The following is a 26,508-nucleotide window of genomic DNA, read 5'->3' as shown; positions in this document are numbered from 1 at the left end:
AGATCGTCAGGCATTTATACCAGATATACCGTTATTCGAAATATGCCCGGTCAAGTGGGAGAAGGACGCAGTGGCAGCAGTAGTGGAGCTGGCGGTCGCTCATGACACCGTCGCCCGATGGCAGTTCGGTATCACCACCGTCTACCACTTCCTCTTCGTACCGCTGACCATCAGCCTGGCGGCGATCACGGCGGGGCTGGAGACGGCGTGGGTGCGCACGAGCAAGGAGAAGTACTTCCACGCCACGAAGTTCTGGGGGAACCTCTTCATCATCAACCTGGCGCTGGGCGTGGTCACCGGCATCGTCCAGGAGTTCCAGTTCGGGATGAACTGGTCGGCCTACTCCCGCTTCATCGGCGACGTCTTCGGCGGCCCCCTCGCGATGGAGGCGCTGATCGCGTTCTTCTTCGAGGCCACCTTCGTCGGGGTGTGGCTCTTCGGCTGGGACAGGCTGCCGCGCAAACTGCACTGCGCGGCGATCTGGCTGGTGGCCGGCGGCTCGCTGCTGTCCGCGTACTTCATCCTCGCGGCCAACTCCTTCATGCAGCACCCGGTGGGCTACCGCATCGACGCGGTCACCAAGCGCGCGGAGCTGACCGACATCGGGCGCGTCCTCTTCCAGGACACCACCATCGTCGTCGTCTTCCACACCCTGACCGCCGCGTTCCTCACCGGCGGCGCCTTCGTCATCGGCATCAGCGCCATCCACCTGTGGCGCGCCAAGCGCGGCACCGAGACCAACCGCCGGCGCATCACCGTGATGCGTACCTCGCTGCGGATGGCCCTGGTCATCGCCGCCATCGCGGGCATCGGGGTGGCGCTGAGCGGGGACCGCCTGGCGAAGGTGATGTTCAAGCAGCAGCCGATGAAGATGGCCGCCGCCGAGGCGCTGTGGGACACCGAGGCGCCCGCCCCGTTCTCGGTCTTCTCCGTCGGCAACGTCAACGAGGGCCGCAACTCGGTGGAGCTGGAGATCCCGGCGATGCTGTCCTTCCTCGCCGAGAGCAACTTCCACTCCGCCGTGCCCGGCATCAACAACCGCGCCGAGTACGAGGCGAAGAGGTTCGGCGGCGAGCCCGACGACTACATCCCCAACATCTTCGTGGCGTACTGGGGCTTCCGCCTGATGATCTTCTTCGGGATGACGAGCTTCGTCTTCGCGCTGCTGGGGCTGTGGCTGACGCGCAAGAAGTTCTGGCTCTCCCCGCGCCACCGCACCGGCGAGGACGAGCCGCCGACGCTGATGCTCACCAAGAACACCCCGCTCAACGGCTTCCTCACCAAGTGGGCCTGGCGCCTGGCCATCATCACCATGGTCTTCCCCCTGGCGGCCAACAGCTTCGGCTGGATCTTCACCGAGATGGGCCGCCAGCCGTGGGTGGTCTTCCACCTGATGCGCACCCGCGACGCCGTCTCCCCCGGCGTCACGGTCGGCACCCAGACCGTCTCCGTGGTCACCCTGACCGTGCTGTACGCGGTGCTCGCGGTGATCGAGGTCAAGCTGATGGCGAAGTACGCGAACGCCGGACCCGACACCGACGAGCGCGCCCCCCTCAAGGACCCCCGGCTGCGCGGTGGCGACGACACCGACGCGCCCCCGAACTTCGCCTACTGAGGACGGCACCCCATGCACCTGTACGACCTGTGGTTCATCCTGATCGCCGTCCTGTGGATCGGCTACTTCTTCCTGGAGGGCTTCGACTTCGGCATCGGCATCCTCAGCAAGGTGATGCCCCGCGACAACGCCGAGCGCCGCGTCCTGCTGGGCACCATCGGCCCGGTCTGGGCCGGCAACGAGACCTGGCTGATCACCGCCGGCGGCGCCACCTTCGCCGCCTTCCCCGTCTGGTACGCCTCCCTCTTCAGCAGCTTCTACATCCCGCTGCTGATCATCCTGGTCTGCCTGATCATCCGCGGGGTGGCCTTCGAGTACCGGGGCAAGCGCGCCGAGGAGCGCTGGCAGCGCGGCTGGGAGGAGTGCATCTTCGTCACCTCCCTGCTCATCGCCTTCCTGTGGGGCGTGACCTTCGCCGCCATGCTGCGCGGCATCGCCCTGGGCAAGGACGGCGTCTACATGGGCACGCTGGGGGACCTCTTCAGCGCCTACTCCGTGCTGGGCGGCGCGACGACGCTGGTGCTCTTCACCTACCACGGCGCGGTCTTCGCCTCCCTGAAGACCGCCGGCGACATCCAGCAGCGCGCCCGCGGCTATGCCGCCGGGATCGGCGCGCTGACCGTCGCGCTGTCGCTGGCGTTCCTGATCTGGACGCAGGTGGAGTACGGCGACGGCTGGACGCTGGCGCTGCTGATCATCGCGGCGCTGGCGCTGACGGCCTCCATCGGCGCCAACCGGATCAACCGCAACGGCTGGGCGTTCGCCTTCTCCGGCGCGACCGTCATCGCCGCCTTCACCCTGGTGTTCGTCGCGCTCTTCCCCGACGTGATGCCCTCCTCGCTGGGCCCGCAGTGGTCGCTGACAGTGGAGAACGCCTCCTCCGCCCCGTACACGCTGAAGGTCATGACGGTCGTCTCGGCGGTCTTCGTGCCGCTGGTGCTGGCGTACACGGGGTGGACCTACTGGGTCTTCCGCCAGCGCCTGACCGTGCACACGCCGGTCGGCGCGCACTGACGGCGCCCTTCTCGCGCGCCCTTCTCACGCACACGGCCGCGGGGCCCGTACGAGATGTCTCGTACGGGCCCCGCGGCCGTGCGTGCGCGAAAGGGCGCCGCTCAGACCGCGGCGACGATCTCCGCCTTGAGCTGCTTCATCAGCGGCTGGTCGCTCTGCAGGCTGTAGTCGCACAGGCCGATCAGCGGCGTCAGCTCGGGCATGTAGCCCAGGGCGCAGCTGCGCGGGACGTCGTACGCCACGGCGAGGAAGTTGTAGACGGAGCGCTTGCTGCCGTCCTTGGCGGTCGTGGTGATGTTGACCGGCGAGAACTCCTCCAGGCCGCGTTCGCGCATGTCGTCCTTGTTCATGAAGACGAGCGTGCGCAGGTTCCTGATGCCCCGGTAGCGGTCGTTGTCGCTGTAGATGGAGGTGTTCCACTGGTCGTGCGAGCGCATGGTGCCCAGCGAGATGAAGCCCGGCTCCAGCAGCACGTCGGGCAGCTCGTCGACGCAGAACTCCGCCCGGCCGGACGGGGTGAGGAAGACCAGCTCGCGGGCGGGCTGGCGGATGCGGAAGCCCATCGGGCCGCGCACCCGGCGGTTGAAGTCCTCGAAGCCGTACAGGGCCTTGGACATCGTGTCGCGGATGCGGTCGTAGTCCTCGATGTACCACTCCCACGGCGTCTCGCTGTCCGGCAGCGCGGCGCGCGCCAGCCCCGAGACGATGGCCGGCTCGGAGAGCAGCTGCTTGGAGGCGGGGCGCTTGCTGCCCCGCGAGAGGTGCACCATGCTCATCGAGTCCTCGACCGAGACGCTCTGCGCGCCGGCCTTCTGCTGGTCCTTCTCGGTGCGGCCCAGGCAGGGCAGGATCAGCGCCTTCTTCCCGTGCACGAGGTGGCTGCGGTTGAGCTTGGTGGAGACCTGCACCGTCAGCTCGCAGCGGCGCAGGGCGTCGTAGGTGAACATGTTGTCCGGGCTGGCCAGGGCGAAGTTGCCGCCCATGCCGACGAAGACCTTCACGTCGCCGCGGCTCATCGCCTGGATGGTGCCGATGGTGTCCAGGCCCGCCTCGCGGGGCGAGGTGATGCCGCAGGCCTCGTCCAGGCGGTCCAGGAACGCCTCCGAGGGGTGGTTGTCGATACCGCAGGTGCGGTTGCCCTGGACGTTGCTGTGGCCCCGCACCGGGGAGGGGCCCGCGCCCTCGCGGCCCAGGTTGCCGCGCAGCAGCAGCAGGTTGACGATCTCGCGGATCGTACTGACGCCGTGCTCGTGCTGGGTGACGCCCAGGCACCAGCTGATGATGGAGCGGTCGGCGTCGCGGTAGATCTGCGCCGCCTTGATGATGTCGGCGCGCGACAGGCCGCTCTGCGCCTCGATGTCGTCCCAGGAGGTGTCCTGGCACAGCCGCTTGTACTCCTCGAAGCCCTGCGTGTAGCGCTCGATGAACTCCGGGTCGATCGCCTTGGGGTCGGTCGCCGACCACTCCAGGACGGCCTTGGCCATGCCGCGCAGCAGCGCCATGTCGCCGCCGATGCGCACCTGGAGGTTGAGGTTGCTGGTCGGCGTCGCCCTCATGGTGATCATGTCGATGATCTCGTGCGGGATGATCGTCTCGGTGGCGCCCGCCTCGATGAGCGGGTTGACGTGCACGATCTTCGCGCCGCGGCGGTACGCCTCGGCCAGGTAGGTCAGCATGCGCGGCGCGTTGGTGGCGACGTTGACGCCCATAACGAACAGGGCCTCGGTGGTCTGCCAGTCCTTCAGGTCGCAGGTGCCCACCCCGGTGCCGATGGACGCCTTCAGCGCCCGGCCGCTGGCCTCGTGGCACATGTTGGAGCAGTCGGGCATGTTGTTGGTGCCCAGCTCGCGGACCATCAACTGGTAGAGGAACGTCGCCTCGTTGCTCAGCCGGCCCGAGGTGTAGTACGAGGCCTGGTGCGGGCTGTCCAGGGAGCGCACGGTGTCGCCGAAGAGCTTGAAGGCGTCCGCCCAGGAGATCGGCACGTAGTGGTCGGTGGCCGGGTCGTAGACCATCGGCTCCGTCAGCCGGCCCTCGGCCTCCAGGTCGTGGTCGTTCCACTCGTAGAGCTCGCTGACCGTGTGCTTGGCGAAGAACTCGCGGGTGGTGCGCTTGTGGGTCATCTCCCAGGCGACATGCTTCATGCCGTTCTCGCAGATGTCCATCTTCACGGTCTCGTCGTCCGGCCAGGCGCAGCCGGGGCAGTCGAAGCCGCCGTCGGCCTGGTTCATCCGGAACACCGCCTCGGTGCCGGCGACCAGCTCCTTCTCCTTCAGCAGCACCTCCAGCACGCCCTTCGCGGCGCCCCAGCCGGCGGCGGGGTGCGTGTAGGGGTGCGCGCGCGGCGGGCCGCTGGGGACGGGGCCCATCCGGGGCTCCAGCTCGTCCAGCTCGTCCTGGGGTGTGCTCAAGGTTCTGCCGCCTCTCCCGGTTGTGGACCCGGCGTCGGTTCGTGACACTTCGGGCCAGGCTAGGACCGCCCGTCAGGGGCCGCCATGCGGTGCGGGCATGCGGGTGGAGGCCAGGTGCGCGCGTGTCGCGGGGGGACGCGGCGCACCGGGTCGCCCATCGTTTCCCCGTACGGCCCCTCGTACGGCCCCTCGTACGACGCCCCTCGTACGGGCACACCTCCCCGGGAAGGACCCCTCCATGCACGCCGTCAGCTACGACGCCTTCGCCCCCGACAACTCCGAACTGCGCTACGGCGAACTGCCCGACCCCAAGCTCGGCCCCTCGCAGGTCCTCATCGAGGTGCGGGCCGCCGGGGTCAACCCCGTGGACTGGAAGGTCATGGCCGGCGGCCTCGACCCGATGATGGACACCTTCTTCCCCGTCATCCCCGGCTGGGACGTCGCCGGCGTCGTCACCGCGCTGGGCCCCGACACCCCGGAGTTCGCGGTGGGCGACGAGGTCATGGCCTACGCCCGCAAGGACGACGTGCACGCGGGGACCTTCGCCACCCTCGTCGCCGTCGACGCGCCCGCGGTGGCCCGCAAGCCTCCGGGCATGAACTGGATCCAGGCCGCCGGCCTGCCCCTGGCCGGCCTGACCGCGCTGCGCACCCTGGACCGCATGGAGGTCGGCAGGGGCGACACCCTGCTGGTCTACGGCGCCTCCGGCGGCGTGGGCGGCATGGCGGTGCAGCTGGGCGCCGACCGCGGCGCGCGGGTCATCGGCACGGCCTCCAAGGCCAACCAGGAGTACGTCCGCGGCCTGGGCGCGGAGCCCGTCGTCTACGGCGACGGCCTGGCCGAACGCGTCCGCGAACTGGCCCCCGACGGCGTCACCGCGGTCGCCGACTTCGTCGGCGGCCAGGTGGACGTCACCAAGGCGGTCCTGGCCCCCGGCGGGCGCAACGCCTCCGTCGTCGACCCGGAGGTGGCGAAGATCGGCGGCCTGATGATCTGGGTACGCCCCGACGGCGCGAAGCTGACGGAGCTGGCGGAGATCGCCTCGCGGGGGGCGCTGCGGGTGGTGGTGGAGCGCACGTTCCCGCTGTCGGCGGCCGGGGAGGCGTTCGACGTGAGCCGGGCGGGGCACGTGCGGGGGAAGCTGGTGCTGGAGGTGTAGGCGCGGGGGCCGCGCGCTACTCCTCCTCCTCCACCACCACGTCCTCCACCGCACCGTCGCGCTTCGCGTAGTGGCTGACCTCCTCCGCCACGTACGCCGGCTTCAGCGCCTCGTTGCGGCGGCCCACCACCGCGGCCGCCGCCACCGCCGTGGCCGCGAAGGCCGCCGTCAGGAGGACCGGGCCGTTGAAGCGGTGGCGCAGGAGGTGGTCGACGGAGTAGCGGCCCGGGCCCGTGAAGCCCAGGGCGGCGGACATGAAGCCCAGGTAAGCGGGGTACTCGTAGCCGCCGCCCATGGCGAAGAAGCCCTTGTCCTGGTGGACGGCCACCGCGCCGGTCATCGCGCCGGCCGCCGCCGCGCCCGCCACCGGGGTCGCCAGGCCCAGCGCCAGCAGCAGACCGCCGCCGGCCTCGCCCAGGCCGGCGGCGAGGGCGCTCTCACGGCCGGGACGGAAGCCCATCGCCTCCATGGCCTCGGCGGTGCCGTCGAGGCCGCCCCCGCCGAACCAGCCGAAGAGCTTCTGCGTGCCGTGCGCCATGAGGACACCCCCCGTGCCCAGGCGCAGGGCGAGCAGACCGAGGTCCTTGCGGTTGAGGAAGCAGCAGCCCATGGGGGTCCTTCGCTACGTGGCGGCGTGGAGAGACTCGTCCCAGTGTTCGGCCGCGGGGGCGGGCTCGCCGCCCGGGGCGAGCCGGGCGGGTGACGGGGCGCGGTCGTGGCGAAGGGGCGGCGGCGGACTGCCTCACCGACTGGGCAGCCGCCGCCTCGGCCAGGGCGCCGGCACGCCGCTCGAGGTCCTGGAGCGGCGCCGGTTCCGGTTTCCCGGCCGGTCTCCAGCTTCACCCCGCGGCGGGGGCGCGAACAGCTCGTTCTCCCAACAGCCGTATACCTATTCCGCGCCCGGGCGCGTCCTGGGTATCCGCGTGTACGTATGCGGATCCGCTGTTACGGAGCCGTCGTCACGAGGCCCCCGTCACGAGGCCGCCGTCCGCGTGGTCACCTCCGGCAGCTGCGGCGCCGCGTGGGAGACCGGGATCAGCGGCGGCAGCGTCGCCGGGGTCCGACCGCGTTCGATGTCGCGCAGCGTGCGGCGCAGCGCCGTGGTCTGGCGCGCGGTGACCACGCTGGGGCCCCGTACGGCCAGCAGCCGCTCGGCGCGCCGGTGCGCGGCGGCCTCGCGGCCCCGGCGGGCGTCGTGCACGGCCAGGGCGTAACGGGCCATCCAGCAGGCCCAGGTGTCGCCGCGCAGGGCCGGGTCGGTCAGGACGCGGCGGGCGGTGGTGCGGGCGGCGGGGTGCAGGGTGTGGGCGCGCAGCAGGGCCAGGACGGCGAGGGCCGCGGCGGCGGAGGGGCCGCCGAAGGAGTGGGCGGGGATGGTGTCGGCGGCCTCGTCCAGCAGTTGGGCGGCGGCGCCCAGGTCGCCGTGCTGAAGGGCGAGGAGGCCCTGGACGTACGCCACGCGCCCCGCCCCGGCGTCGTCGCCGGCCAGCAGCGCCGCCGGCCACGCCTCGTCCAGCAGCGCGCCGGCGCCCTGCGGGTCGGCGCGGGCGGTCAGCCAGGCGAGCAGCCACTGGGCCCGTACCGTCAGCGGGGAGTCGGGCGGCAGCTGCGGCAGCAGGCGGCGCAGGTGCTCGCGGCCCTCGTCGGCGGCCTCGTGGACGGCCCAGTGGAACCACAGGTTCAGCACCGTCTCCACCAGCCCGGCGACGTGCTCGCCGCCCCGGGGCGGCTGGTGCAGCAGCGCCTGGACGTTCTCCAGCTCCTCGCGCAGCAGTTGTACGGCGTGGGGCTGGCTGCCGGTGCTCCACAGGTTCTCCGTCACGGCCGTCAGCTGGCGGCCGTGGATGAGGTAGCGCTCGTGGGCCACGTCGAACTCGCCCGCGTGGGCCAGGCGTTCGCGCCCGAAGTCCCGCAGCGGCGGCGGCATGCGCAGCCGCGGCGCGGTGGCGCCGCCGGGGTCGCCGAGCGGCTCGACCACCCCCAGCGCGGCCAGCCGGGCCAGGCTGGGGGCCACCTGGTGGGGCTCGATGCCCCCGCCGGCGCACATGAAGACCGCCGTGGCCTCGGTGAAGCTCCCGGCGAAGGTCGCGGCCCGGCTCCACACCACCCGCTCGGTGCGGCTGCACAGGTCGTACACCGCGCCCACCGCCTGGCGCAGCGAGCGGTGGCGGGCGGGGACGGCGGGGCCGGCCGTGCCGGCGACGGGCTTGGTGAGCCAGCACTGGCGGTGGCGCAGCCGCTCGGCGAGGGTGCGCAGCGGCATGTGGAGGAGCTGGTGGGCGGCCTGCTCGATGGCCAGGGGCAGCCCGCCGACGTACCGGCAGACCTCCGCCGCCAGCTCGGCGGCCTCCTCCCCGCCCCTACGGGCGCGGGCGGCCGGGGCGGCGCGCAGCAGGAGCCGCACGGCGGGGGCGGGGGCGCCGGTGGCGGGGTCGGGGCGCCAGTCCAGCGGGGCCAGGCGCAGGACGTACTCCTGGCCCAGGCCCAGGGGTTGGCGGCAGGTGAGCAGGATGCGCAGGGTGGGCAGGCGCTCCAGCAGCCGGGGCAGCAGGCGCTGGCAGGCGCGGTGCACGGCGTCGGCGTCGTCCAGCACCAGCAGCGTCTCGGCGCCGCGCCCGCGCCGCGCGCTCAGCGCGGTGAGCGCCGCGGCGGCGTCCTCCAGGGTGCCGCCGCCGTGCAGCGCGGCCCGTACGCACGCCGCCGCGCCCGAGTCGCCGCGGGCGGTGGAGGGGGCGGCGAGGTTCACGCGCAGTGCGCGCCGGGGCGTGCCCTGGCGGGGGCGCCCGGTGAGGGCGGCGCGCGCCAGGGCGCTCTTGCCCACGCCGACCGGGCCGGCCACGGTGATCAGGCGCTGGGCGGCGAGCAGGTCGCGCAGGAGCTCCGACTCCCCCTCGCGGCCGATGAGTTCACCGCTGCCGCCCGTCTGCTGGGCGGGCAGGCCGCCGCCCCGGCTGCCCAGGCCGCTCGGGCCTTTCCCCGGCCTGCCACTCGGGCTGGTGCCCGTCCCTCGCGCCACTGCTCCCAGCTCTCCGTCCCCGTCCGGACCCGCAGCTGCCTGCGTGCCGCCGCCTGTCACCTGTCACCTGTCACCGCCTGCGGTCCACCCGCGTCCGCGCGGCGGCTGCAGAACCGTTACTTCATCGGCCTGGGCACGGGGCGCGCAGTGGACTCGGCCAATCCAACGGGGCCGGGGAGGCAAGGTGTCGCGGGCTTTAGCCGAATCACACGACCACGCGACCCGTACGAACGCGCCTGCGGGCACCTAGGTACGGGACATCCTGGCGATTTCGGGCAATGCGCGGGCGCGGAGGGCTGCGGGGGGCGCGGACGCAGGAGGCCGGGCGCGGGTCGGCGGGGACTGGCGGGGGTCGGACGCGGGGCTGGCGGGGCTCTGACGCGGGGCTGGTCAGCCCACGATCCCCGCCACCAGGTTGATCGCGATGGCCAGGATGCAGGTGCCGAAGAGGTACGACAGCAGGCACTGGCGCAGCACCACCTGGCGGATCCTCGGGGCGGAGACGTTGGTGTCGGCGACCTGGTAGGTCATGCCGAGGTTGTAGCTGAAGTAGAGGAAGTCGCCGTAGGCGGGCGGGTCGTCGTTGTTGAAGTCGATGCCGCCGTGCGTGACCTCGTAGTAGATGTACGCGTAGCGCGCCGCGTACATCAGGTGCAGCGACGCCCAGGACATGAAGACCCCGGCCAGCGCGATCGCCACCCCGATATGGCTGCCGTGGGACTTGCCCAGCAGCAGCATCATCACGACGACGATCAGCGCGCCCACGGAGGACGTGATCACCGCGAGCTCCTCGACGAAGGGCTGGAAGTCCTCGCGCCGCACGTTCGCGCGGGTCTTCTCCGCGTCCATGGGCCACATCACGAGCCAGCCCGTCGCGACGAAGAGCGTCGCCCCGGCGGTGATGCCGGAGAGCAGCCCCAGCGCCCCGCGCGTGCTCAGCCCGACGGTCACGCCGACGAGGACGCCCAGGAGGGTCGAGCCGGCGAGGCGGTAGAGGGCGGAGTACGACAGGGGGCGCTGGGGGGTCTTCATCTCACGTCCTGGGTGCGGGGGCGGCGGCTGCGTGGTCCGTACGGTCGGCGCGGGCCGCCGCCTCGCGGCCGCCGGGCTCGAACGCGGCCGCGCGGTACGTCACTTGAAGCCCTCGTTGGCGATGCCCTCCTTGAGCTGCGCCATGGTGAGCGGCGGGGCGGTGGACTCGGAGGTGTCGGGGTGGGCCGGGGCGTCGGGGAGGTTGTCGAGGAAGTCCTCGCTGGGCACGAAGAAGAGGGTGCCGGTCTTGGCGGTGGAGACCTCCAGGATCCGGTCGGTGTTGCCGACGGGCTCGCCGATGAACATCCGCTGCAGCATCAGCTCGGTGACCTCCGGGTTGCGGGAGTAGCCGATGAAGAAGGTGCCGAACTCGCCCTTGCCGATCTCGGCGAAGGGCATGTTGTCCCGGACGATCTTGTGCTGGACGCCGTCGACGGTGATGGTGTTGACCACGATGTGCGCGTCGGCGGGCTTGACGCTGTCGGGGAACTCGACGTCGTCCTGCTTGTGGCGGCCGATGACCATCTCCTGCTGCTCGACGGTCATCGCCTGCCAGGTGGTGAGGTCGTGCAGGTACTTCTGGGTGATGACGTAGCTGCCGCCGCGGAAGTGGGGGTCCTCGTCGCCGATGTAGACGGACGCGTCGCCGGGCGGGCCGGTGGGGTTCTCGCTGCCGTCGACGAAGCCGAGGAGGTCGCGCTCGTCGAAATAGCGGAAGCCGTGCACCTCCACCTGGGTGGTGACGGAGTCCCCGAGCGCCTCCATGACCAGCTTGCCCAGCTCGAAGCACAGGTCCGTCGTCTTCGCCCGCAGGTGGAACAGCAGGTCGCCGGGGGTGGCGGGGGCCTTGTGGCGGGGGCCCTCCAGGGCCTGGAAGGGGCGCAGGTAGCGGGGGCGGGGGCCGTCGAAGAGCCGCCGGTAGCCGGAGTCGCTGATGCCGACGACACGGCTGAGGTGGTTCTCGGGAAGGCGGTAGCGCACTGAGCGGGTCAGCCCCGGCAGCTGCTCCAACCCGCTGCGTACGGCGCCCTCCTTGCCCGGGTTGATGGTGACCACCAGGAACAGGGCCGCCTCCGCGGGCGGCACGGTGATGGGCTGCGTGTAGACGACCATGAGGCTCCTGTGCTTCTGCTGATATGGGGCGACATTGCGGACGTTTGGGTCGGGGGCAGACTATCCGGTGGGGGGTGGGTGTGCAGGGTGGGGAATGGGGGGTGGGTGGGGTGGGGTGAGGTGGGTGTCTTCGGGGGCTTTGCGCTGGGGAGCTTTGCGCCGCTCCGCGGCGGAGGTGCTGCTGCGCCGCTCCGCGGCGGGGTGCTTCGCCACTCCGTGGCGCCCGCGGCCCGGCCCCTCGGGGGCACGCGCCTACCCGCGTCGGTCCTGGGCCGGGGCCTCGCTGAGCGGGGGCCGGGTGACGCTGCGTCTCTACGCGACGCTGGGGGTGGGTGGGGGCCGGGGGCATCGTGAGACGGAGGATAGCGGGGGTGGGGGCGGGGATCGTGGGCGCTCAACTCCCGGAGTCTGCACGTCTGTTGCCAGACACCCGGGACTTTCCTACCACCACGCTGCCGCCCCGCACGACGGAGGTCATGCGCGGCTGCTGCCGAGCGTTCCACGGCCGCTTCGTACGCGGGCACGCGCGAACGTGACGTCGGTTTCCTGCCAGCAGGCGACCGTGCGGCGGGTCAGCATGGACCCATGACCACATACACCGTGCTCCCTATCGACCCAACTGCCCTCAAGGAACTGCGCGTTGCCGATGACGCCGGGCGTGCCTGCGTGCCGTACCTCGCGACCAGCGACGACGCCGGATCCCCGTTGCGCTGCTGCCTGCGTCCCATCGAGCTCGGCGAGCGGATCGCCCTTGTCTCGTACGCCCCGCTGCGACGCTGGGCCGCCGCGACGGGTGCGCTTCCGGGTGCGTACGACGAGCAGGGGCCCGTCTTCATCCACGCCGAGGACTGCGGCGGGTTCATCCCCGGCGAGGGCTACCCCTTCGACCGGGCGGGCGCCCTGCGCACCGTGCGCCGCTACGACGCCCGGGGCCATATCGCCGGCGGGCGCCTCCTGGAGATCCCGGTCGATGCCACGGCCGGTTTCGACGCGGCCTTCGACGAGGCGTTCAGCGATCCGGAGGTGGTGCTCGTACACGTGCGGGCGCTGGAGTACGGCTGCTTCTTCTTCGAGGTGCACCGGCCCTCCACCGAGGCGCGGTAACCGCCGTACCGGCAGACCTGCCCGCAGGTCATCCCGCGTCCCCATCGACCTCCACCAGCGGCGCGTGGTCGTGCCAACTGCAGACCACCGAGCCCCGACTGCCGCCCCGGGAGAAGTCGACACGGATCCACCGCGCCCCCCGCCAGGACTCCACCGCCCAGCCGGCGGCGGGGGTCGCGGAGACCAGCGCGCAGCTCTGCGCAATCTCCAGCACCACCCGCCCACCCGGCAGGTCGTACGTCTCCACCTCGCCGCCCCCGTCCGCGACCGGCCTCGGCTGGGCGGCCTTCGTACCGCGCTCGGGACGCGGCTGCGGCAAGTCGGACCGGGGCGCGGCGGGACCCGTACCCGAAGCGCGCCCGGCCCGCGCATCACCTGCCGGCCCGCCGGGAGCGGCCACCTGGGCGGAACCGTACCGCGCGACGGCCGGAAGGGCACGTGGGTGGACAGCGGCGGAGAGCACCACCTGGACGCTGAACCAGGAGAGCGCGACAACCCCCACCGTGGCCAGCGTCCACCCGAGAAGAGGTACGTATCTTCGATTCATCGTCCCTACTGTGCAGGGAGCACCCGATCCGGGTGACGGAGATCGCGAACGCCTCACGTGCGCAAGGTAGTTGAGGAAGAATGCGCCCCCTGCGGGCGCAGGTAGGCGGCGGATTCAGTGGCAGGATCGATCCGCCGCGTGCAGCATTGGGAGTGATGCAGCCGTACGCGCCTTGGTCTTCGTCTCGTTGATCTGCGCTCAGTTGGGGCTCGCCCGTCTCGCGCCGATCAGTGAGGGGTGCCGTCGCCCGTCAACGTTGGTCAGCCTCGGACGGCCCGGCAATGGCCCCAGCGACGAACTCCGTGAAGCGTCGCAGCATCTCGAAGGGCATCTCTTGGTCGCCGTCGAAGAAGACGAACGGCGGCTTCTCCACCTCTTCGTCATGGACCATGACGGTCACCGCGGTGCGGCCAGGCAGATGTTGCGCGTTCCCGGATGATGCCCAGCCGACTGGACCAGGCCGGGCCTCACTCAACTCGAAGACCCACGCCTCATCGGACTTGACGTACGTCGAGAGCACGCAGAAGAAGTCACCCTCGTCCTCCCAAACAATTGAGCCTTCAGCAGCCACTGCACCCTCCCCGTCCAGCCTAGATGAGAACGGCTGAGGCGCCCTGTGCAAGGTTCTCGAGGATCGTGCTCAGCCATGGACTGCGAACGGCTGGCAGCCGGACAACGGTGTGCTCGAATGTTCCCCGGTCGGCCCGGAACGGGGAGTTGGGGAGCAGCGGGAGCGGGTCGTCGCGGAGTACGCCTTCGGGCATGCGGCCTGATGCCGGAACCGGCAGGTGCGGGTGGGGAGAGACCAGCCACAGCCACACCCCCAGCGGCAGGGGCACCGGATATGCCGCAGTCGGGCCAGCGGGGGTTCAGGTCCGGCCTGTCTGGGGGTGAACCGGTACGAGGAGGATGTCGGCGCCTGTGTCGGGGGAGGGCTGTCCCGGTCCGGCCAGGACGGCGTGCCGCTTCGGGGGACCTACTGGCAGCAGGGCGTCGAGCGCGCGTTGGAACACGTCCGCGGTCAGACCGCCTGGGACCTTCACCGGTTGCCCTTGGGAGGCAACCAGCAGGTGGGCCAGCGCGTGGCCGGCCGCCGCCTCCCACTGCGGGCTCCACGACCAGTAGTGGTTCGACTCCGACCGTCGTCCTCCCCACGTGGCAATCGGCTCGAACGGGGGCGTTCCCTCCCCCCTCTCCGCCAACTCCGTCCAGGAGAGGGGCGCAGCGTGGACATCGCCGACGGGGACGCGGCGCACGGCGTCCGAGGCGAGCCTCGCCTGCTGCCAGAGCGAGCAGTCGTCGACCCTGGTCGCCACGGGGAGGTCGCATGCCTCGCAGGCCATGTTGGGCCCGTCGGCTCCGTCCAGGCCGCAGCAGGCACTGCCGCGCCTCTCGGGAATCAGCCGGGTTCCACGGATGTCACCGGGCGCGATGACGCTCGCCCCGGGCGCGCTGTCGGACAGGGCGTAGACCGGCGCGTAGATGCCGCGCGCCTCTGCCTCGGCCGGATCGATCTCGTCCCACATCCGCCACGGCCCTCCCCAGGAGTCCGGGTCCACGGCACATGTCCCCGGCTCCATGAGTACCGGAAGTTGAGCGCCGTTCCCGTACTTCTGACGGGCGTGGACTGGCAGTGCGACCTGGGACAGCGGGGCGGTCAACTCGGCGCCGCATCCCGCACACACGAAAGCGAACAAATGTCCTCACCCTGGGAAATGGGCACATCTTCGCAGCTCGCAGGCGGCCAGCCAACATGTTTTCCCGATCCGTGGCCAGGGCACCACCTGCCCCCGCCCGCGATACGGCCGTCGGGTCGACGTGAGGGGCTCCTCCCGGTCAGTCAGCCCGACCGCTCGTCCATCAGCCTCAACGCTTCCGCGTAGAACTCGGGCGTCACGAGGCAGATCCGTCGGCGGCCACGCACCGTCAGCGCACTCACCCTGCCCCCCTCCCGGGCGTCTTCGATCAGGCGGGAGAGCACGGCTCGGGCGTCGGTGAGGGCCACTTCCTGCACGCCGTCGGCGGCGGTCCTGATCCGGGGGTCTGCGGTCATGGCCAAAGTCTAAGCGATGGCTATTCTAGCCTTACTAACCACATTTGCCAATCTTTAAAGATTGGTGAATCATGGGAGTCCGCAACCTGCCCGAGGAATCCGGATCCTCCAACACCCCCAGCACGAAGGCGAGATGAGACCGATGGGATACAAACTCCGCCGCGCCCTGCGCGAAGCGCTGGGTTCAGGGATCACCGGTCTTCAGCGCGCGGTCGCACTGGAGATCGCCGACGACGCCAAGGACGACACCCGCACCAGCTGGGCCCGCCTCGAAGACCTCGCACGCTGGACCGGGGCGAAGGACAGCGCCGTCGTACGCAACGCGCTCAAGCGCCTTGCCTCGTCCGGCTGGGAGTTCCGCATCCCGATCGGTGTCGCCGAGAAGGACGGCCGGGTCATGTACGCCAAGCCCGGCATCCGCATGACGTTCCGAGTACCGCACTTCGAAGGGGGAGCCACCGCTGCCCCCACGGAGGGAGCCACCGCTCCCCCTCAAGGGAGAGCCACCGCTCCCCCTCACGCCCCACAAGGGGTAGCGATGGCTCACTCAGAAGGAGCCGGGGCTACCCCCTACTTCTCATGCCCCTCATCTCCCCGAGAAGAAGAAGCACTCGCCGCCCCACCCATCGACATGAAACTCTTCGGCGACTTCTGGCTCACCTACCCCAAGAGCCGCGACCGCGACGCCACCCTCACCGCCTGGTGTTCCGCCCTCGACGCCGGAGCCGACCCGCACGAAGTCGTCGCCGCTGCGAGGGCGTACGCCCACGAGAAGGCAGGCGAGGAGTTCCGCTTCATCAAGAACTCCGCCAACTGGCTCAGCCAACGCCGCTACGAGGACGACTACGCCCCCGTCCCCCGTCACGCCCCCTCCCCTGCCGACGCCGAGATCCGCGACCGCCAACAGCAGGCCAGCGACGACATGTTCGACCGTGCCATGGCTCGCGCCCATGCGCGCCGCACTGCCCGCGAAGCCCGGGAAGTAACGACTCCGTGACCGAGGACGAAACCGTCACCCTCGCCCGCTACGTCCGCGCCATGTGCCCGCAGCAGCGTTTCGACGAGTTCACCGCCGACGCCTGGCACGACGTCCTCGCCCCGTACGGCCTCGACGAAGCGCGAGCGGCGGTCGCGCGACATATCGCCGCCGGACACTCCTTCGTCTCCGTCGGCGAGATCTGCTCCCAGATCCGCAAGGCCCGCAACGACCGTCTCGACCGGCACACCGAAGCCGAGCCACCGTACGGGGACTGCGGCGACGCCTCCTACAAGGCGGCCCTCCTCGACGAGCGCAGAGCGATCGCGGAGGGCCGGTCCGCTCCCGTCACCGTCCCCGCGCTGCCGCCCGGTGCGCAACCCGGCGGGTACGAGGGTCGCACCCGCGCGCTGCTGCGGTCCGTGGGCCGCGAGTCGCTCAGCCGCCGCCCCGAACTGGCCGCTTCGTGCCCGTACTGCCACGCCCCGCCCGGTCGACCGTGCACCAACAGCCGCGGCCAGCAGCGCCGCGACGCGCACCCCACCCGGATCGACGCCTCCCGCGTGCTGAACGCCGGTTGACCGACGGGTTGTGGCCTGCGGATATAAGGAGTTCCTCCCCCCACCGCGTGCACTCGCCTCCGCCTGCGCTACCTGGTAGATGACGGTTGCTCGGCGAACGAGGTGCGATAGGCGCGCGGGCTGGTTGCCAGGCGGGATGCGAAGTGCTGGCGCATGGTGACCTCGCTGCCGAAACCGGAGCGGCGGGCGACCTCGGGCATGGGTAGGTCGGTGCGTTCGAGGAGCTTCTGGGCCGCCGCGATGCGGTGGTCGACAAGCCAGCACAGCGGGGTGGTCCCGGTGGCCGCCGCGAAGTGTCGGGCGAAGGAGCGGGGCGACATCCCGGCGCGGGCCGCGAGCGCGGACACGGTGAGCGGCTCGTCGAGATGGGCCAGGGCATAGGCGCGTACCTCCGCCAGCGCGTCCGCGTCACGGTCGGCGTGCGGTGTCGGATGCTCGATGAACTGGGCCTGGGTGCCGGTCCGGAACGGTGCGGTGACCATGGAGCGGGCGACTGCCGCGGCCGCCTCCGCGCCGTGTGCGGCGCGCACCAGGTGCAGGCACAGGTCGATGCCGGCGGCGGTTCCGGCCGAGGTCCACAGGTTGCCGTCCTGGACGAACAGGGCGTCCGGTTCGACCCGTACCCGTGGATGCCGGGCCCGCAGCAGGTCGGTCAGCGCCCAGTGGGTCAGCGCCCGGCGGCCGTCCAGCAGCCCGGCCTGGGCGAGCGTGAACGCGCCGCCGCACAGCGCGGCGATGGTGGTGCCTCGGGCGTGGGCGCGGCGCAGAGCTGCCAGTACGGGCGCGGGCGCCGGGGTGGTGTGGTCGTCGAGGCCCGGCACCAGGATCAGTTCGGCGCGGGGGAGCCAGGCGAGGGTACGGTCCGGTGTGAGCGCGAGGCCGCCGCGCATCGGGACCGGTTCGGGGCCCGCGGCCACCCGGCGCAGTTCGAAGGCGGGCACTCCGCGGTCGGTACGGTCCGTCCCCCACACCTCGGTGATCACCGAGACGTCGAAGGCCCGGATACCGGGGAAGGCGAGCAGGGCGATGCGGTGGGTCGGCGCCAGACGGGTCACCGTGGCAGTAAACCATCGATCGCTGTCTTTTCACCTTCTGTGAGCGGGCCCGGCGGTGCGGCAGGATCGTGGGCATGGAGATCGCACACAACGCGGCGCTGGTAGTGGTGGACGTACAGAAGGGCTTCGACGAGTCGGAGTTCTGGGGCCCACGCAACAACCCGGCCGCCGACGAGAACATCGCCTCGCTGATCGCGGCCTGGCAGGGCACGGACCGGCCGGTCGTCTTCGTACGGCACGACTCGGGCAAGCCCGGCTCACCGCTGCGGACCGGGTACGAGGGAAACGACTTCAAGGGGTACGTCGAGGAGCGGCGCGGCAAGGGCGGCGGCCCGGAGCTGCTCGTCACCAAGTCCGTGAACTCGGCGTTCTACGGCACCCCCGACCTTGACGACTGGTTCAAGGCGTCGGGCGTCACGCAGGTCGTACTGGCCGGCATACAGACCAACATGTGCGTGGAGACCACCGCCCGCATGGGCGGCAACCTCGGTTACGACGTGCTGGTCGCTCTCGACGCCACCCACACCTTCGACCTGACCGGCCCGAACGGCTGGCAGCTGTCGGCCGACGAACTGGCCCGGGCAAGTGCCGTTTCGCTGCACGGCGGGGGCTTCGCCCGGGTGGTGACGACCGGCGAGCTCGTGGGCGCCGTGCGTCCCTGACGCTTCTGACGCTCCTGGTGACAGCAGCCGTCGACAGCGCCTCCTGCAGTGCACGGCGCCGGGGCCGGTAGTGCGCCTCGGTCTCGGCGTCTGCGCTGTCGGTGTCGGTGTCGATGCCGATGCCGGTGTCGGTGTCGGTGTCGAAGAGGATCAGCCCTCGCTCGTGCCACATCAGATAGGCGAGTACGGACTCAACTTGCGGTTGCGGGCCACCCGTCTCCGAAGCCGGCCGGATGAAGTACCCCAGGTCGAGTCGGCGCACAGCCGCGTTCGTCCCCATCCGGCCAGCCTGACGGGCCACGATGCACCATCCAGGCGGGTCCGCCGACAGCAGAGCCGCGGCTGCGACGTCGATCGACCGGCGCAGAACGCGCGACCGGTGACCGGCGACCGGACAACAAGCCCCGTGGGCCTGCCGAATCCCCTGACCGCAGCGCCGGAGCGACGCCATGTGATCATGCCGGTATGACATCCGGCCGGATCATCTTCCTCAACGGCACGTCCAGTTCGGGGAAGTCGAGCATCGCGCGCGAGCTGCTGGACATCCTGGATGACGGCGTCTTCTTCCACCTGGCCGTCGACGCCTTCAACGCGATGCGCAGCAAACGCGAGCTCGGAGCGCAGGAGTTGGACGCCGCGCTGCGGCGCACCCGGATGGGATTTCACCGTTCGATCGCGGCGATGGCCGAGGCCGGCAACGACCTCGTGGTCGACCATGTGCTGAGCGAGCCGTGGCGACTGCTCGACTGCCTGACGGTGCTACGCCCCGAGAACGTCCTCTTCGTCGGCGTCCACTGCCCACGGGACGAACTGACCCGCCGCGAACAGGCCCGAGGCGACCGCCCACCGGGCCTCGCAGCACACCAGTACGACCTCGTCCACCGCCACGGCGACTACGACCTGGAATGCGACACCGACACGGCCGGCCCCCGCGAATGCGCCCAGCAGATCAGAGACTTCCTCCCCCACCGCCCAAGCCCCACCGCGTTCACCCGCCTCCGCCGGCGCCACCTGACCGGCGGCGGGTAACCCCCGCCGCAACCGCCAGTTGTCGATCTTGAGGACCTGGTGGCCTCACTGTGTCGACTTCTCTACGTAGCCAAGGTCGCGGCAGCCCGTTCGCCGTGTTCAAGCCTCCTCCGCATGACCGTCCCAGGCCGGGGTGTCCGTCCCCCACAGGCCCGGCGGGCGCGCCCAGTTCACCGGGCTCCCCTCGTATGACAGCGGCGGCAGTGCGTGTCGCAGTCGGCCCATGGGGCTGGCGGTCTCGGTCAGTCGGCGCTCGGCGTCGAAGTCCTCGTCCTTTCCCGGAGCGGCTGCCAGGTCGTGGACCAGCCAGTGCGCGGTTTGTGTCAGGGACAGACGGACGAGTCGGGTGCCGCCCGTGCGGTGCTGCTCAGTGAGTGCGCGCAGTACGCCGGCCGCGAGCAGATAACCGGTGCCGTGGTCGAGTGCCTGGGCCGGCAGCACGCCGGGCGAGTCCGATGAGCCCTCCAGTTCGGCGATTCCGGTGGCCACCTGTACCAGGCTGTCGAAGCCGCGCCGCTCGTGCCACGGCCCGTAACGGCCCCACGCGGAGAGCTGGGCGATCACGAGACCCGGACGGCGCTCGGCGAGCGCCTCGGGTGTGAGTCCGAAGCGTTCCAGCGCGCCCGGCCGGTATCCGGTGACCACCACGTCTGCCTTGTTGAGCAGTCCCTCGAAGAGCCTGCGGTCGGTGGCCTCTCCCAGGTCCAGGGTGGTCGAGCGCTTCCCCATTCCTGTGTCGTTGTGGGCCTCCTGGCTTTCCGGCAGTTGTGGGGCGTCGATCCGCAGCACGTCAGCGTCGAGCAACGCCAGCGTTCGGGTGGCGACCGGTCCGGCCAGCACTCGGGTCAGATCCAGGACGCGCAGACCTGCGCACGGTAGTGCCGCACCGCCAGGCATCCGGTCAGGGGCATCATCGATGCGCGCTGTCGTCAGCAGCGGCTGCCCCGCGACCAGGACCCCCTGCTCGCTTGTGGCCCAGTCCTCGGGGCTGCGTGCCGCGACGGCCAGACCGCCCGCCGCGTACACGGTCTCCTCCACCTCTGGCGCGGAAAGCCGGGCGATCACCCGGCCCACCGCGTCCGCTTCGTCCGGGCCGCCCTCCGGCACCCCGAGAGCTGCGAGCAACCGGGCCCGGTGGTGCGGGTAGTTGGCGTGCGTACGAACCCATCCATCGGCCGCCCGCCAGAATCGGGACAGCGGCGAGAACGTCGACCACGCTTGCCCGTCGACCCGCACCAACCGGTCGCTGAGGAACGCCGCTGCGACTGCCTCGTCATCAACATGCACCCGGGGAACGGGACGCCCGGTGCGTACGGAGGTGAGCTCGGCCGCCGCGAGCGAGCACACCGCGACCGTGGCACGCGCCAACTCCATGACGGGCAGCCGCGCCGGCAGCCCTCCGGACGCACCGCCGTAGGACACCCGGTCCAGCAGCGACGAATCGGCACCCAGTGCCGCCCAAGCATGCGAGGACCCCGAGGACAGCGAAGAATTCATCCTCACACTATGGCACTGAGTGTCATTTTCGGAGAGGGGCAGATCCCCGGAGCCGGCTTCTCTCCGACGGCAACTGTCCCTCGGAAGGTACGGCTGCCGGCGCCCCACCTTTACCTCTCGGGCGCATCCCGCTTCGGCGCGGTGAAGTCGATCCCTGTGGCGGGCAGGGCGCGAACGCTGCGGGCTGGAAAGTCGATGTGTCGGTAGATCTCGTTGTGGTGGGCGATCGACTGGTCCGGCGGGGCGAAGTCCGTTGACTGGGGGCGGACCGAGGTGGTGTGGCCGTCCACCACCAGCACCAGGTCGTAGCCGCGGCTGAGGGCCTGGCGGGCGGTCGTCTCCACGCAGTTCTCGGTGGCGAAACCGGTGACCAGGACTTCTGTCACGCCGAGTCGGATCAGCGTCTCGTCGAGACCGGTGTCCAGGAAGGCGTCCGCACAGGTCTTCGTCACCACCGACTCCCCATCCTGCGGCGCCAGTTCGGGCAGGACATCGCCGCACCCCTGCTGCTGGACCGTGATGACGGGAACGTCCGCGGCCCGCGCCCGGGGGCTGAGCCCCGCGATGGTTTCGACGGTGTGGTCGGGCCCTGCCCGGCGAACGAGGCGCGGTAGACGCGCGGACTGGTTGCCATGCGGGATGCGAAGTGCTGGCGCATGATGACCTCCATGCCCGTCGATCAGTACGCCTACTTCGCGTTGTCCAGCTACGAGACCTCCGCAGCGGAAATGACCGCAGTCCTCGGACTGGAACCCGACGAAAAGGTCATCCGCGGCAGCCACACGCTTGAGCCCAACGCCCTTCCGACCACGCACCGTTGGAAGGTTGTCTGCCGCAAACCCGGACTATCCGTCGACGAACAGATCGCCCGCGTGGTCGAACGACTGACTCCGCACGCCGACGCCATCGCCGCTCTTGCCCGGCGCCTGGACGCCGAAGGCCCTCAAGGCCCGAGCGCCGTTCTCCAAGTCGTACGTTGTTTCTCCACAGGATCCGATCAGCAGGATCAGCCCCGCAGTACGGACGCCACGACTGATCCCCCGAACCTGTTCGGTTGGCACCTGGGCCGCGACACACTCGACTTTCTCCACGCCACCGGCGCCGTTCTTGACGTCGACGAGTACGACCTGACCAGAAACTATCCGGACGACAGATCCGCAAGGTGAGTGACCGACCAGCGCAGACGCTGCCACCCTCGGCATGGGCTTTCACCGTCCGGTCGCTGCCATGGCCGAGGCGGGCAACGGCGATGAACGAACTTTGTGCGGCCACCGACTCAAGATCCGCCGCGGAGGCCGTGTCCCCCCTCCTCGCGTCCTCGCGCGAGAGATGGACGCGAGAATTCGGGCGTGCCAGCGGTGAGGCCGTGCAAACATCGGCTGGTGATCGACGACCGGGAGCTGCCTGCCACCGACCTGATCGGTAAGCGACTGGTGCAGGTGACCGCGTCCTGGCACCACTACTCCGACGACGAACCGACGCTGCTGCACCTGTGGCTGCACCTGGAGGGACTGGGCCCGGTTCTGTTCCACACGCCCGGGATCGGGCTGTCGCTGCGCGTCGACCAGCCGCACGGACCGTATGCGATGGCGGAGTACGGCAACGTCTCGGTGGTCATTGATTCACCGGGCCTTCCGCTGACCCGGTTCATCGGACAGCCGGTCCGCTCGGTTCGGGAGATCGGTTACAACGACGGCCGTGTCGACTTCACGGCCGGCCTCACGCTCCACTTCCCCGGCGGGAGCGTTCGCCTGCTCGGCCTCGACGATGACCTCGTCATCGCCCACGATCGTCAGCTGGGTGCTGTCGAGGCCCACCTGCACGAGGACGTTTCCCTTGCGCGAGTGGTGCAGACCTGCGGGGCCCATCCATCGCAATGGGATGCGTGGACAAGCGGGGGTCGGTACCTGTACCTGCGGTACCGGCACGGCGAGGGAACCGTCGAGCAGCATCCCAGCGAAGACACGGACACCTGGGACGGCGAGGAGTCGAGGCTCTGGACCAGCTGGGACGACGGGACTAACGGCGGCCGGATCGACCTCGCCGACTTCCTTGCCATGGCCGGGCTGCGACTGGCGCCGGACGCCGAGGGCCGCGCCATCTCTCCGAAGACCGACAGGAAGGGCTGAGGACGATGGTCGCGCACCCGAACGGCGACTACGCGATCACCGCGATGTACTCCGTGCCCGACGACGCCTGGTACCTGGAGCTGACCTCGTCCGGAATCAACGGACCCTGGATGCAACTGCGACCCGAGCTGGTGGAGGTCATCCACCGGCTACGCCAGGACTACCAGGGCGCTGTCGATGATGGGGACTTCCCGCACGTCCTGGCCCAGGTGCGTGCTGCCGTACCCGCGGCGGATGTGCCTGCCGTTCTTGCGGCTGCCTTCGGGCCGAATCCCGATGGCACCGGCAACGGGCCCGGGGCGCTGTAGGGCGGCAGCCCGGCCGAGGTGGGTCAGCGACGTCGGGGGCGGACACCCAAAGGGGCAGGGTCCCACTGGTCGCAGTACTCAATGTGGAGCTCGCGTGCCGTGCCGAGGGTGCCGTCGTTGGAGTGGAACGTGGTGCAGAAATGCGGGTAGTTGGAGTGGGTGGCGATGTGTCCGGGGCCGTTTCTGGCGATGTCGGAGAAGTGTCGGGCCGTGTCCAGGAACACTTTCGCGCTGCCGGTCATGAACAGGGTCTCGGCGTGGAGATGCTGGTGGAACAGGTCCCGGTTCTCCCGGTAGTGCCGCGCCTCGTAGTCCTCCACGGCTTCGTCGCCGCGTCCCGGGTCGGGCAGCGTCACGGTCTGCGGACGCCCCGGGCCGAGTCGTCCTCGTAGCTCCTTCCAGCGTGAGGGTGCGAACTGGAGCGAATGGTGCAGCAGTACGAGATCGAGCTGCCGCCTGTCGCCTTCCGGCGGCCCGTGAGAGGGGCCGGCGTTGCCCCGTATCGGCAGGTGGATCAGCGAGCGCGGCGAAGAGGCGGCGAGCTGCCACAGGGCGCCGATCCGCTGGGCGGCGTCCTGGCCGAGGTAGGCGTCCAGGTGCCGGTCGCGGTCGATGAGCACTGCGTGGGCGAGGGGTTGGGCAGGTCGGATGACCTTGAACTCCGTTGATCCGAGCCGTGCTTGGTGGATGGCGATGGGTAGCTTCACTGGTTCTCCGGTACGCAGGTAGTCAGCCGGCCCCACCGGCTCACGCGGCGGCGCTCACCGTGAGGAGGGATGCCAGCACTGTCGCGGCAGCACGGCGCTCGGCGCGGTCGTCCGACTCGCTGACGATGCGCTCGCACTCGCGGAAGCGGGCCAGGCGCTGCGGGTAGCGGGCTACTCCGACCCATGACCACCAGTGTTCGACAAAGGCACGGGGCGGGGTGAGGGTGTACTCGTCACGGGCCTGGCACATCGCCTCGTGCCACTGCTGATCGAACGTGGCGAGAGCGTCTGGGTCGAGGCGTCCGACAGCGATGCGCAGCGCGGCCGGGGTCTTCTCGGGCAGGGGGATGACGGGGCCTGTGGGCTCTGCGGCGCGTTCGGTCATGGCGGACTCCTCCGTGAGGTCTCAGGCAGCGGAGTGGAGCGGGGACAGGGTGGCAGCGACCTCATCGCGCGGCGCGGCGTCGGGTCCGGCCGAGACCCGCCCGGCGACGGTCTCTCGCAGCAGCAGTTCACACAGGACGCTCATGGACTGGATACCCTGGCCGGAGCGGAGGACTGCGCCCGCCTGCCTGCCCTGCGGGCCCGGCCCCGTTCAGCCCGAGCGGGCGGTGCCTGATCCAGCGCCGACCATCACGCCCGCAGGCAACCCCTGCCGTCGCGGGATCCTCACGTGGACACAGTTCTGACCGGTGGCCGGAGCCTACCTAGGACAGCGGCAGACCGCCAAGGGCCATCCGTCCGACAGCGCGAGGCGAGAACACCATCGGTCCTATCCATCCCCGGCGGACGAGGGCGATCTGTGAGGGCAGCGGTGACGCCGGGTCAAGTGCCCTTCCGTTGGCCCAGGCCTTGAACAGCCCCTCGGTCGTCTCGACTGCTGACACCACCATGGTCACCTTCAGATTTCCGTCGTCCCAGGTGTTCCACAGTGCCCAGCCCTCCGGCCTGGGTTCGACGCCGATCCGTGCACACGCCTCCTCGTACGTTTCCTCCATCCCGAACGGCATGGCCTTGGGCTTCAACACCGTGGCTCCGATGAGGCGGACCAGAGGCCGGTCCTCCCCAAGGCAGCCATCGCCCTTGAAGTGGTAAGACCGCAGAGTCCGAGCAAGCGCGTTCACGCTGCGCTGGAGTGGTGTCGCCTCTTCCGAATCTTCCTCGAAAGAAAGCCATCCCTCGTTGGATGCCTCCACGCCGACGCGGTTAGCAAGGCGCTCGATCTCCCGGAGATAGTCCAGGTCGCTGAGCTCGGGTGAGGTCATGGCCCGAAGCTTTACACGATGCCGCCGACACCGACACAGATTATTGGCTGCGTCAGTGACAACTGACTCCAACGGTAGGTCAGTTCTGACTCCGTTCAGGGGCCTCAGGGCCAAGATCTGAATGTGAGAAGTGACTCCACCTTGGACGCGTGAGCGACCAAAACTTCGGCCGTTCTGGACATCGATCACCGACTGAGCGGTGATTCAGTCGTAAAAGAAGAGCTCAAGGTCCTCGAGAGACCCCGGCCCGGTGAGGAAGCCCTCAGCCTTCGCGATCTCCTCTTCTGGTGGCAGTTCGCCCTTCAAGAGCTGCTGCATCCAGATCTCTCCTTGCTCGCCGACCGCGTAGATGCCAGACAACAGCTCGGCCATCCCCGCGGGGCGCGGTGGGTGGACTCCGGCGACCGGTTGGAGTGCCCACCCACCTGACCGGGCAGCGAGCCGCAGCACCCCGGCCCAATTCGCAATCCTCCCGATGCGCACGTGCCACGAGTCCTCGGCGAACGGGGCAACCCGCCCATCATGGAGAGGGTTTGTGGCGGCCCCGATATCCTTGATCACTTGCCGTTCCACAGCGTCACGAACCCAGCACCCTTCCTGCGCTTCTTCGATGGCGGCCTCCCACCACTTCCACCCACCGTCGAGTCGGTTCGCGAACGTATCCATGCAGCCAGGATTCCATGCGCGATGCCGCAAGCCCCCAGGGGGCACCGATCAATTGATCAGCTCATCGAAGAGACAGGCTCTAGCCCTGTGACCGGGACAGACGTCAGCTCGTGACCGCCGCGGCCGCTTCGGCGCGGGCCCGTGTGACGGCCAGGCGGTAGGAGTCGGTGCCGGTCTCGATGATGTTGCCGCCGAAGGCGAGGCGGTCCACGATGGCCGCGCAGAGCCGGGGATTGGTGAAGGTCTTGGTCCAGCCTCCAAAGGATTCGTTGGAGGCTATCGCCACAGCCCGAGTTCCGCAGTTAGCAGTGCCGACTAGGGCACGAAAAGTGGCGTTGGCCTGCGGAAACACCTGTGAGCACGCCGAGATGGCGTGTCACTAGGCGGGTGGATAGCGCCTGGTCAGCGGCCTGCGGTCAGATCGATGATCTTCTTGGGCGGGGTGACGTTCAGGGCGGTGAAGACGTCGCGCTGGGACTCGCACTTCCAAGAGGTGGGTGGTGTTGCGCCCGACCAGGCCAACGTGGGCATGTTGGCCCGGTTGGAGGGTGAGGGGGTGCGGCGAGCCG

Annotated in this window: 29 protein-coding genes and 2 pseudogenes; 11 read left to right on the top strand and 20 right to left on the bottom strand. The window is 70.2% G+C overall.

Annotated elements, in window-relative coordinates:
• Nucleotides 1–82: 82 nt before the first annotated feature.
• Complete coding sequence (locus ACFQLX_RS21875) at nt 83–1,615, top strand: cytochrome ubiquinol oxidase subunit I (RefSeq protein ID WP_386417718.1); 1,533 nt, start codon at nt 83–85, stop codon at nt 1,613–1,615.
• A gap of 12 nt (nt 1,616–1,627) precedes the next feature.
• Nucleotides 1,628–2,629, top strand: coding sequence for a cytochrome d ubiquinol oxidase subunit II (gene cydB / locus ACFQLX_RS21870; RefSeq protein WP_386417699.1), 1,002 nt, complete (start codon nt 1,628–1,630; stop codon nt 2,627–2,629).
• A gap of 101 nt (nt 2,630–2,730) precedes the next feature.
• Here cydB and ACFQLX_RS21865 read toward each other — a convergent pair whose 3' ends face one another.
• Nucleotides 2,731–4,998 (bottom strand): FdhF/YdeP family oxidoreductase, encoded by a 2,268-nt coding sequence (locus tag ACFQLX_RS21865; protein ID WP_386417716.1) that lies wholly within the window; start codon nt 4,996–4,998, stop codon nt 2,731–2,733.
• Between the two features lie 280 nt (nt 4,999–5,278).
• Here ACFQLX_RS21865 and ACFQLX_RS21860 point away from each other — a divergent pair, with 280 nt between their 5' ends.
• Nucleotides 5,279–6,199, top strand: coding sequence for an NADP-dependent oxidoreductase (locus ACFQLX_RS21860; protein WP_386417697.1), 921 nt, complete (start codon nt 5,279–5,281; stop codon nt 6,197–6,199).
• Between the two features lie 16 nt (nt 6,200–6,215).
• On the opposite strand, the gene ACFQLX_RS21855 is transcribed toward ACFQLX_RS21860, so the two are convergent.
• From ACFQLX_RS21855 to ACFQLX_RS21840, 4 genes are all read right to left on the bottom strand, one after another.
• The gene (locus ACFQLX_RS21855; protein ID WP_386417696.1) at nt 6,216–6,809 is read right to left on the bottom strand and encodes a DoxX family protein; all 594 of its coding nucleotides are present in this window, start codon (nt 6,807–6,809) and stop codon (nt 6,216–6,218) included.
• 363 nt (nt 6,810–7,172) lie between these two features.
• Nucleotides 7,173–9,215, bottom strand: coding sequence for an ATP-binding protein (locus tag ACFQLX_RS21850; protein ID WP_386417694.1), 2,043 nt, complete (start codon nt 9,213–9,215; stop codon nt 7,173–7,175).
• A gap of 390 nt (nt 9,216–9,605) precedes the next feature.
• Nucleotides 9,606–10,247 carry a DUF1345 domain-containing protein gene (locus ACFQLX_RS21845; RefSeq protein WP_386417692.1) on the bottom strand — a complete coding sequence of 214 codons (642 nt, stop codon included), beginning with the start codon at nt 10,245–10,247 and terminating at the stop codon, nt 9,606–9,608.
• A 99-nt stretch (nt 10,248–10,346) separates the two neighbouring features.
• Nucleotides 10,347–11,360: a Dyp-type peroxidase gene (locus ACFQLX_RS21840; protein WP_386417691.1), complete on the bottom strand. Its 1,014-nt coding sequence runs from the start codon at nt 11,358–11,360 to the stop codon at nt 10,347–10,349.
• 585 nt (nt 11,361–11,945) lie between these two features.
• Between ACFQLX_RS21840 and ACFQLX_RS21835 the strand changes: the two genes are divergently transcribed.
• Nucleotides 11,946–12,464 (top strand): DUF1203 domain-containing protein, encoded by a 519-nt coding sequence (locus tag ACFQLX_RS21835; RefSeq protein ID WP_386417690.1) that lies wholly within the window; start codon nt 11,946–11,948, stop codon nt 12,462–12,464.
• A gap of 28 nt (nt 12,465–12,492) precedes the next feature.
• Here ACFQLX_RS21835 and ACFQLX_RS21830 read toward each other — a convergent pair whose 3' ends face one another.
• The 4 genes and pseudogenes from ACFQLX_RS21830 to ACFQLX_RS21815 all read right to left on the bottom strand — a co-directional run bounded on the left by ACFQLX_RS21830 (nt 12,493) and on the right by ACFQLX_RS21815 (nt 15,064).
• Nucleotides 12,493–13,011, bottom strand: coding sequence for a hypothetical protein (locus ACFQLX_RS21830; RefSeq protein ID WP_386417689.1), 519 nt, complete (start codon nt 13,009–13,011; stop codon nt 12,493–12,495).
• Between the two features lie 250 nt (nt 13,012–13,261).
• The gene (locus tag ACFQLX_RS21825) at nt 13,262–13,582 is read right to left on the bottom strand and encodes a hypothetical protein (protein ID WP_386417688.1); all 321 of its coding nucleotides are present in this window, start codon (nt 13,580–13,582) and stop codon (nt 13,262–13,264) included.
• Nucleotides 13,583–13,601: 19 nt separating this feature from the next.
• Nucleotides 13,602–14,708 (bottom strand): annotated as a pseudogene (locus ACFQLX_RS21820) (hypothetical protein).
• A 143-nt stretch (nt 14,709–14,851) separates the two neighbouring features.
• The gene (locus tag ACFQLX_RS21815) at nt 14,852–15,064 is read right to left on the bottom strand and encodes a hypothetical protein (RefSeq protein ID WP_386417686.1); all 213 of its coding nucleotides are present in this window, start codon (nt 15,062–15,064) and stop codon (nt 14,852–14,854) included.
• A 142-nt stretch (nt 15,065–15,206) separates the two neighbouring features.
• Here ACFQLX_RS21815 and ACFQLX_RS21810 point away from each other — a divergent pair, with 142 nt between their 5' ends.
• Nucleotides 15,207–16,061: a hypothetical protein gene (locus tag ACFQLX_RS21810; protein ID WP_386417684.1), complete on the top strand. Its 855-nt coding sequence runs from the start codon at nt 15,207–15,209 to the stop codon at nt 16,059–16,061.
• Nucleotides 16,058–16,621: a zinc finger domain-containing protein gene (locus ACFQLX_RS21805; RefSeq protein WP_386417682.1), complete on the top strand. Its 564-nt coding sequence runs from the start codon at nt 16,058–16,060 to the stop codon at nt 16,619–16,621. The genes ACFQLX_RS21810 and ACFQLX_RS21805 overlap by 4 nt, the downstream gene beginning before the upstream one ends.
• A gap of 68 nt (nt 16,622–16,689) precedes the next feature.
• On the opposite strand, the gene ACFQLX_RS21800 is transcribed toward ACFQLX_RS21805, so the two are convergent.
• The gene (locus ACFQLX_RS21800; RefSeq protein WP_386417714.1) at nt 16,690–17,667 is read right to left on the bottom strand and encodes a GlxA family transcriptional regulator; all 978 of its coding nucleotides are present in this window, start codon (nt 17,665–17,667) and stop codon (nt 16,690–16,692) included.
• Nucleotides 17,668–17,750: 83 nt separating this feature from the next.
• Here ACFQLX_RS21800 and ACFQLX_RS21795 point away from each other — a divergent pair, with 83 nt between their 5' ends.
• Nucleotides 17,751–18,338 carry a cysteine hydrolase family protein gene (locus ACFQLX_RS21795; protein ID WP_386417680.1) on the top strand — a complete coding sequence of 196 codons (588 nt, stop codon included), beginning with the start codon at nt 17,751–17,753 and terminating at the stop codon, nt 18,336–18,338.
• A 19-nt stretch (nt 18,339–18,357) separates the two neighbouring features.
• On the opposite strand, the pseudogene ACFQLX_RS21790 reads toward ACFQLX_RS21795, so the two are convergent.
• Nucleotides 18,358–18,618: pseudogene (locus tag ACFQLX_RS21790) on the bottom strand (hypothetical protein); the annotation flags it as partial.
• Between the two features lie 185 nt (nt 18,619–18,803).
• Here ACFQLX_RS21790 and ACFQLX_RS21785 point away from each other — a divergent pair.
• Complete coding sequence (locus tag ACFQLX_RS21785; RefSeq protein WP_386417678.1) at nt 18,804–19,367, top strand: chloramphenicol phosphotransferase CPT family protein; 564 nt, start codon at nt 18,804–18,806, stop codon at nt 19,365–19,367.
• Nucleotides 19,368–19,466: 99 nt separating this feature from the next.
• Here the strand turns inward: ACFQLX_RS21785 and ACFQLX_RS21780 are convergent, their stop codons facing one another.
• Together ACFQLX_RS21780 and ACFQLX_RS21775 are read right to left on the bottom strand one after the other, a co-directional pair.
• Nucleotides 19,467–20,864 carry a CoA transferase gene (locus ACFQLX_RS21780; protein ID WP_386417676.1) on the bottom strand — a complete coding sequence of 466 codons (1,398 nt, stop codon included), beginning with the start codon at nt 20,862–20,864 and terminating at the stop codon, nt 19,467–19,469.
• A 110-nt stretch (nt 20,865–20,974) separates the two neighbouring features.
• On the bottom strand, nt 20,975–21,646 hold the full coding sequence (locus ACFQLX_RS21775) for an isochorismatase family protein (protein ID WP_386417674.1): 672 nt from the start codon (nt 21,644–21,646) through the stop codon (nt 20,975–20,977).
• On the opposite strand from ACFQLX_RS21775, the gene ACFQLX_RS21770 reads away from it, so the two are divergent.
• The 3 genes from ACFQLX_RS21770 (at nt 21,533) to ACFQLX_RS21760 (ending at nt 23,301) form a co-directional block, all read left to right on the top strand.
• Nucleotides 21,533–22,030 carry a DUF4279 domain-containing protein gene (locus ACFQLX_RS21770; RefSeq protein ID WP_386417673.1) on the top strand — a complete coding sequence of 166 codons (498 nt, stop codon included), beginning with the start codon at nt 21,533–21,535 and terminating at the stop codon, nt 22,028–22,030. The two genes, ACFQLX_RS21775 and ACFQLX_RS21770, sit on opposite strands and share 114 nt — an antisense overlap.
• Nucleotides 22,031–22,246: 216 nt before the next feature.
• A complete protein-coding gene (locus ACFQLX_RS21765) occupies nt 22,247–22,993 on the top strand; it encodes a hypothetical protein (RefSeq protein ID WP_386417671.1) in 747 nt (248 codons plus the stop codon).
• A gap of 5 nt (nt 22,994–22,998) precedes the next feature.
• A complete protein-coding gene (locus tag ACFQLX_RS21760; RefSeq protein WP_386417669.1) occupies nt 22,999–23,301 on the top strand; it encodes a hypothetical protein in 303 nt (100 codons plus the stop codon).
• 23 nt (nt 23,302–23,324) lie between these two features.
• Here the strand turns inward: ACFQLX_RS21760 and ACFQLX_RS21755 are convergent, their stop codons facing one another.
• The 7 genes from ACFQLX_RS21755 to ACFQLX_RS21725 all read right to left on the bottom strand — a co-directional run bounded on the left by ACFQLX_RS21755 (nt 23,325) and on the right by ACFQLX_RS21725 (nt 26,470).
• Entirely contained in the window at nt 23,325–24,008 is a 684-nt protein-coding gene (locus ACFQLX_RS21755) for a hypothetical protein (RefSeq protein WP_386417667.1), read from the bottom strand.
• A 40-nt stretch (nt 24,009–24,048) separates the two neighbouring features.
• Nucleotides 24,049–24,393, bottom strand: a complete 345-nt coding sequence (locus ACFQLX_RS21750; protein WP_386417666.1) for a DUF6247 family protein — start codon at nt 24,391–24,393, stop codon at nt 24,049–24,051.
• Between the two features lie 21 nt (nt 24,394–24,414).
• Entirely contained in the window at nt 24,415–24,537 is a 123-nt protein-coding gene (locus ACFQLX_RS21745) for a hypothetical protein (RefSeq protein ID WP_386417664.1), read from the bottom strand.
• A gap of 178 nt (nt 24,538–24,715) precedes the next feature.
• Nucleotides 24,716–25,273 (bottom strand): hypothetical protein, encoded by a 558-nt coding sequence (locus ACFQLX_RS21740; protein ID WP_386417662.1) that lies wholly within the window; start codon nt 25,271–25,273, stop codon nt 24,716–24,718.
• 204 nt (nt 25,274–25,477) lie between these two features.
• On the bottom strand, nt 25,478–25,939 hold the full coding sequence (locus tag ACFQLX_RS21735) for a hypothetical protein (protein ID WP_386417660.1): 462 nt from the start codon (nt 25,937–25,939) through the stop codon (nt 25,478–25,480).
• A 103-nt stretch (nt 25,940–26,042) separates the two neighbouring features.
• Nucleotides 26,043–26,291: an ATP-binding protein gene (locus ACFQLX_RS21730; protein WP_386417658.1), complete on the bottom strand. Its 249-nt coding sequence runs from the start codon at nt 26,289–26,291 to the stop codon at nt 26,043–26,045.
• 50 nt (nt 26,292–26,341) lie between these two features.
• Nucleotides 26,342–26,470, bottom strand: a complete 129-nt coding sequence (locus ACFQLX_RS21725) for a hypothetical protein (RefSeq protein ID WP_386417656.1) — start codon at nt 26,468–26,470, stop codon at nt 26,342–26,344.
• Nucleotides 26,471–26,508 lie beyond the last annotated feature (38 nt).

This window comes from Streptomyces polyrhachis (genome assembly GCF_042663125.1).
GTDB lineage: Bacteria > Actinomycetota > Actinomycetes > Streptomycetales > Streptomycetaceae > Streptomyces > Streptomyces polyrhachii.
This window is presented reverse-complemented; position numbering and strand designations above follow the sequence as displayed.

Excerpts from the sequence above, each read along its gene's own strand:
- ACFQLX_RS21750 (WP_386417666.1), bottom strand. The coding sequence starts at position 24,393 with ATGACCGAACGCGCCGCAGAGCCCACAGGCCCCGTCATCCCCCTGCCC.
- ACFQLX_RS21795 (WP_386417680.1), top strand. The coding sequence starts at position 17,751 with ATGGAGATCGCACACAACGCGGCGCTGGTAGTGGTGGACGTACAGAAG.
- ACFQLX_RS21855 (WP_386417696.1), bottom strand. The coding sequence starts at position 6,809 with ATGGGCTGCTGCTTCCTCAACCGCAAGGACCTCGGTCTGCTCGCCCTG.
- ACFQLX_RS21760 (WP_386417669.1), top strand. The coding sequence starts at position 22,999 with ATGGTCGCGCACCCGAACGGCGACTACGCGATCACCGCGATGTACTCC.
- ACFQLX_RS21815 (WP_386417686.1), bottom strand. The coding sequence starts at position 15,064 with ATGACCGCAGACCCCCGGATCAGGACCGCCGCCGACGGCGTGCAGGAA.
- ACFQLX_RS21735 (WP_386417660.1), bottom strand. The coding sequence starts at position 25,939 with ATGGATACGTTCGCGAACCGACTCGACGGTGGGTGGAAGTGGTGGGAG.
- ACFQLX_RS21830 (WP_386417689.1), bottom strand. The coding sequence starts at position 13,011 with ATGAATCGAAGATACGTACCTCTTCTCGGGTGGACGCTGGCCACGGTG.
- ACFQLX_RS21770 (WP_386417673.1), top strand. The coding sequence starts at position 21,533 with ATGCCCGTCGATCAGTACGCCTACTTCGCGTTGTCCAGCTACGAGACC.
- ACFQLX_RS21845 (WP_386417692.1), bottom strand. The coding sequence starts at position 10,247 with ATGAAGACCCCCCAGCGCCCCCTGTCGTACTCCGCCCTCTACCGCCTC.
- ACFQLX_RS21725 (WP_386417656.1), bottom strand. The coding sequence starts at position 26,470 with ATGCCCACGTTGGCCTGGTCGGGCGCAACACCACCCACCTCTTGGAAG.
- ACFQLX_RS21785 (WP_386417678.1), top strand. The coding sequence starts at position 18,804 with ATGACATCCGGCCGGATCATCTTCCTCAACGGCACGTCCAGTTCGGGG.
- ACFQLX_RS21860 (WP_386417697.1), top strand. The coding sequence starts at position 5,279 with ATGCACGCCGTCAGCTACGACGCCTTCGCCCCCGACAACTCCGAACTG.
- ACFQLX_RS21780 (WP_386417676.1), bottom strand. The coding sequence starts at position 20,864 with ATGAATTCTTCGCTGTCCTCGGGGTCCTCGCATGCTTGGGCGGCACTG.
- cydB (WP_386417699.1), top strand. The coding sequence starts at position 1,628 with ATGCACCTGTACGACCTGTGGTTCATCCTGATCGCCGTCCTGTGGATC.
- ACFQLX_RS21745 (WP_386417664.1), bottom strand. The coding sequence starts at position 24,537 with ATGAGCGTCCTGTGTGAACTGCTGCTGCGAGAGACCGTCGCCGGGCGG.
- ACFQLX_RS21810 (WP_386417684.1), top strand. The coding sequence starts at position 15,207 with ATGGGATACAAACTCCGCCGCGCCCTGCGCGAAGCGCTGGGTTCAGGG.
- ACFQLX_RS21835 (WP_386417690.1), top strand. The coding sequence starts at position 11,946 with ATGACCACATACACCGTGCTCCCTATCGACCCAACTGCCCTCAAGGAA.
- ACFQLX_RS21865 (WP_386417716.1), bottom strand. The coding sequence starts at position 4,998 with ATGGGCCCCGTCCCCAGCGGCCCGCCGCGCGCGCACCCCTACACGCAC.
- ACFQLX_RS21840 (WP_386417691.1), bottom strand. The coding sequence starts at position 11,360 with ATGGTCGTCTACACGCAGCCCATCACCGTGCCGCCCGCGGAGGCGGCC.
- ACFQLX_RS21740 (WP_386417662.1), bottom strand. The coding sequence starts at position 25,273 with ATGACCTCACCCGAGCTCAGCGACCTGGACTATCTCCGGGAGATCGAG.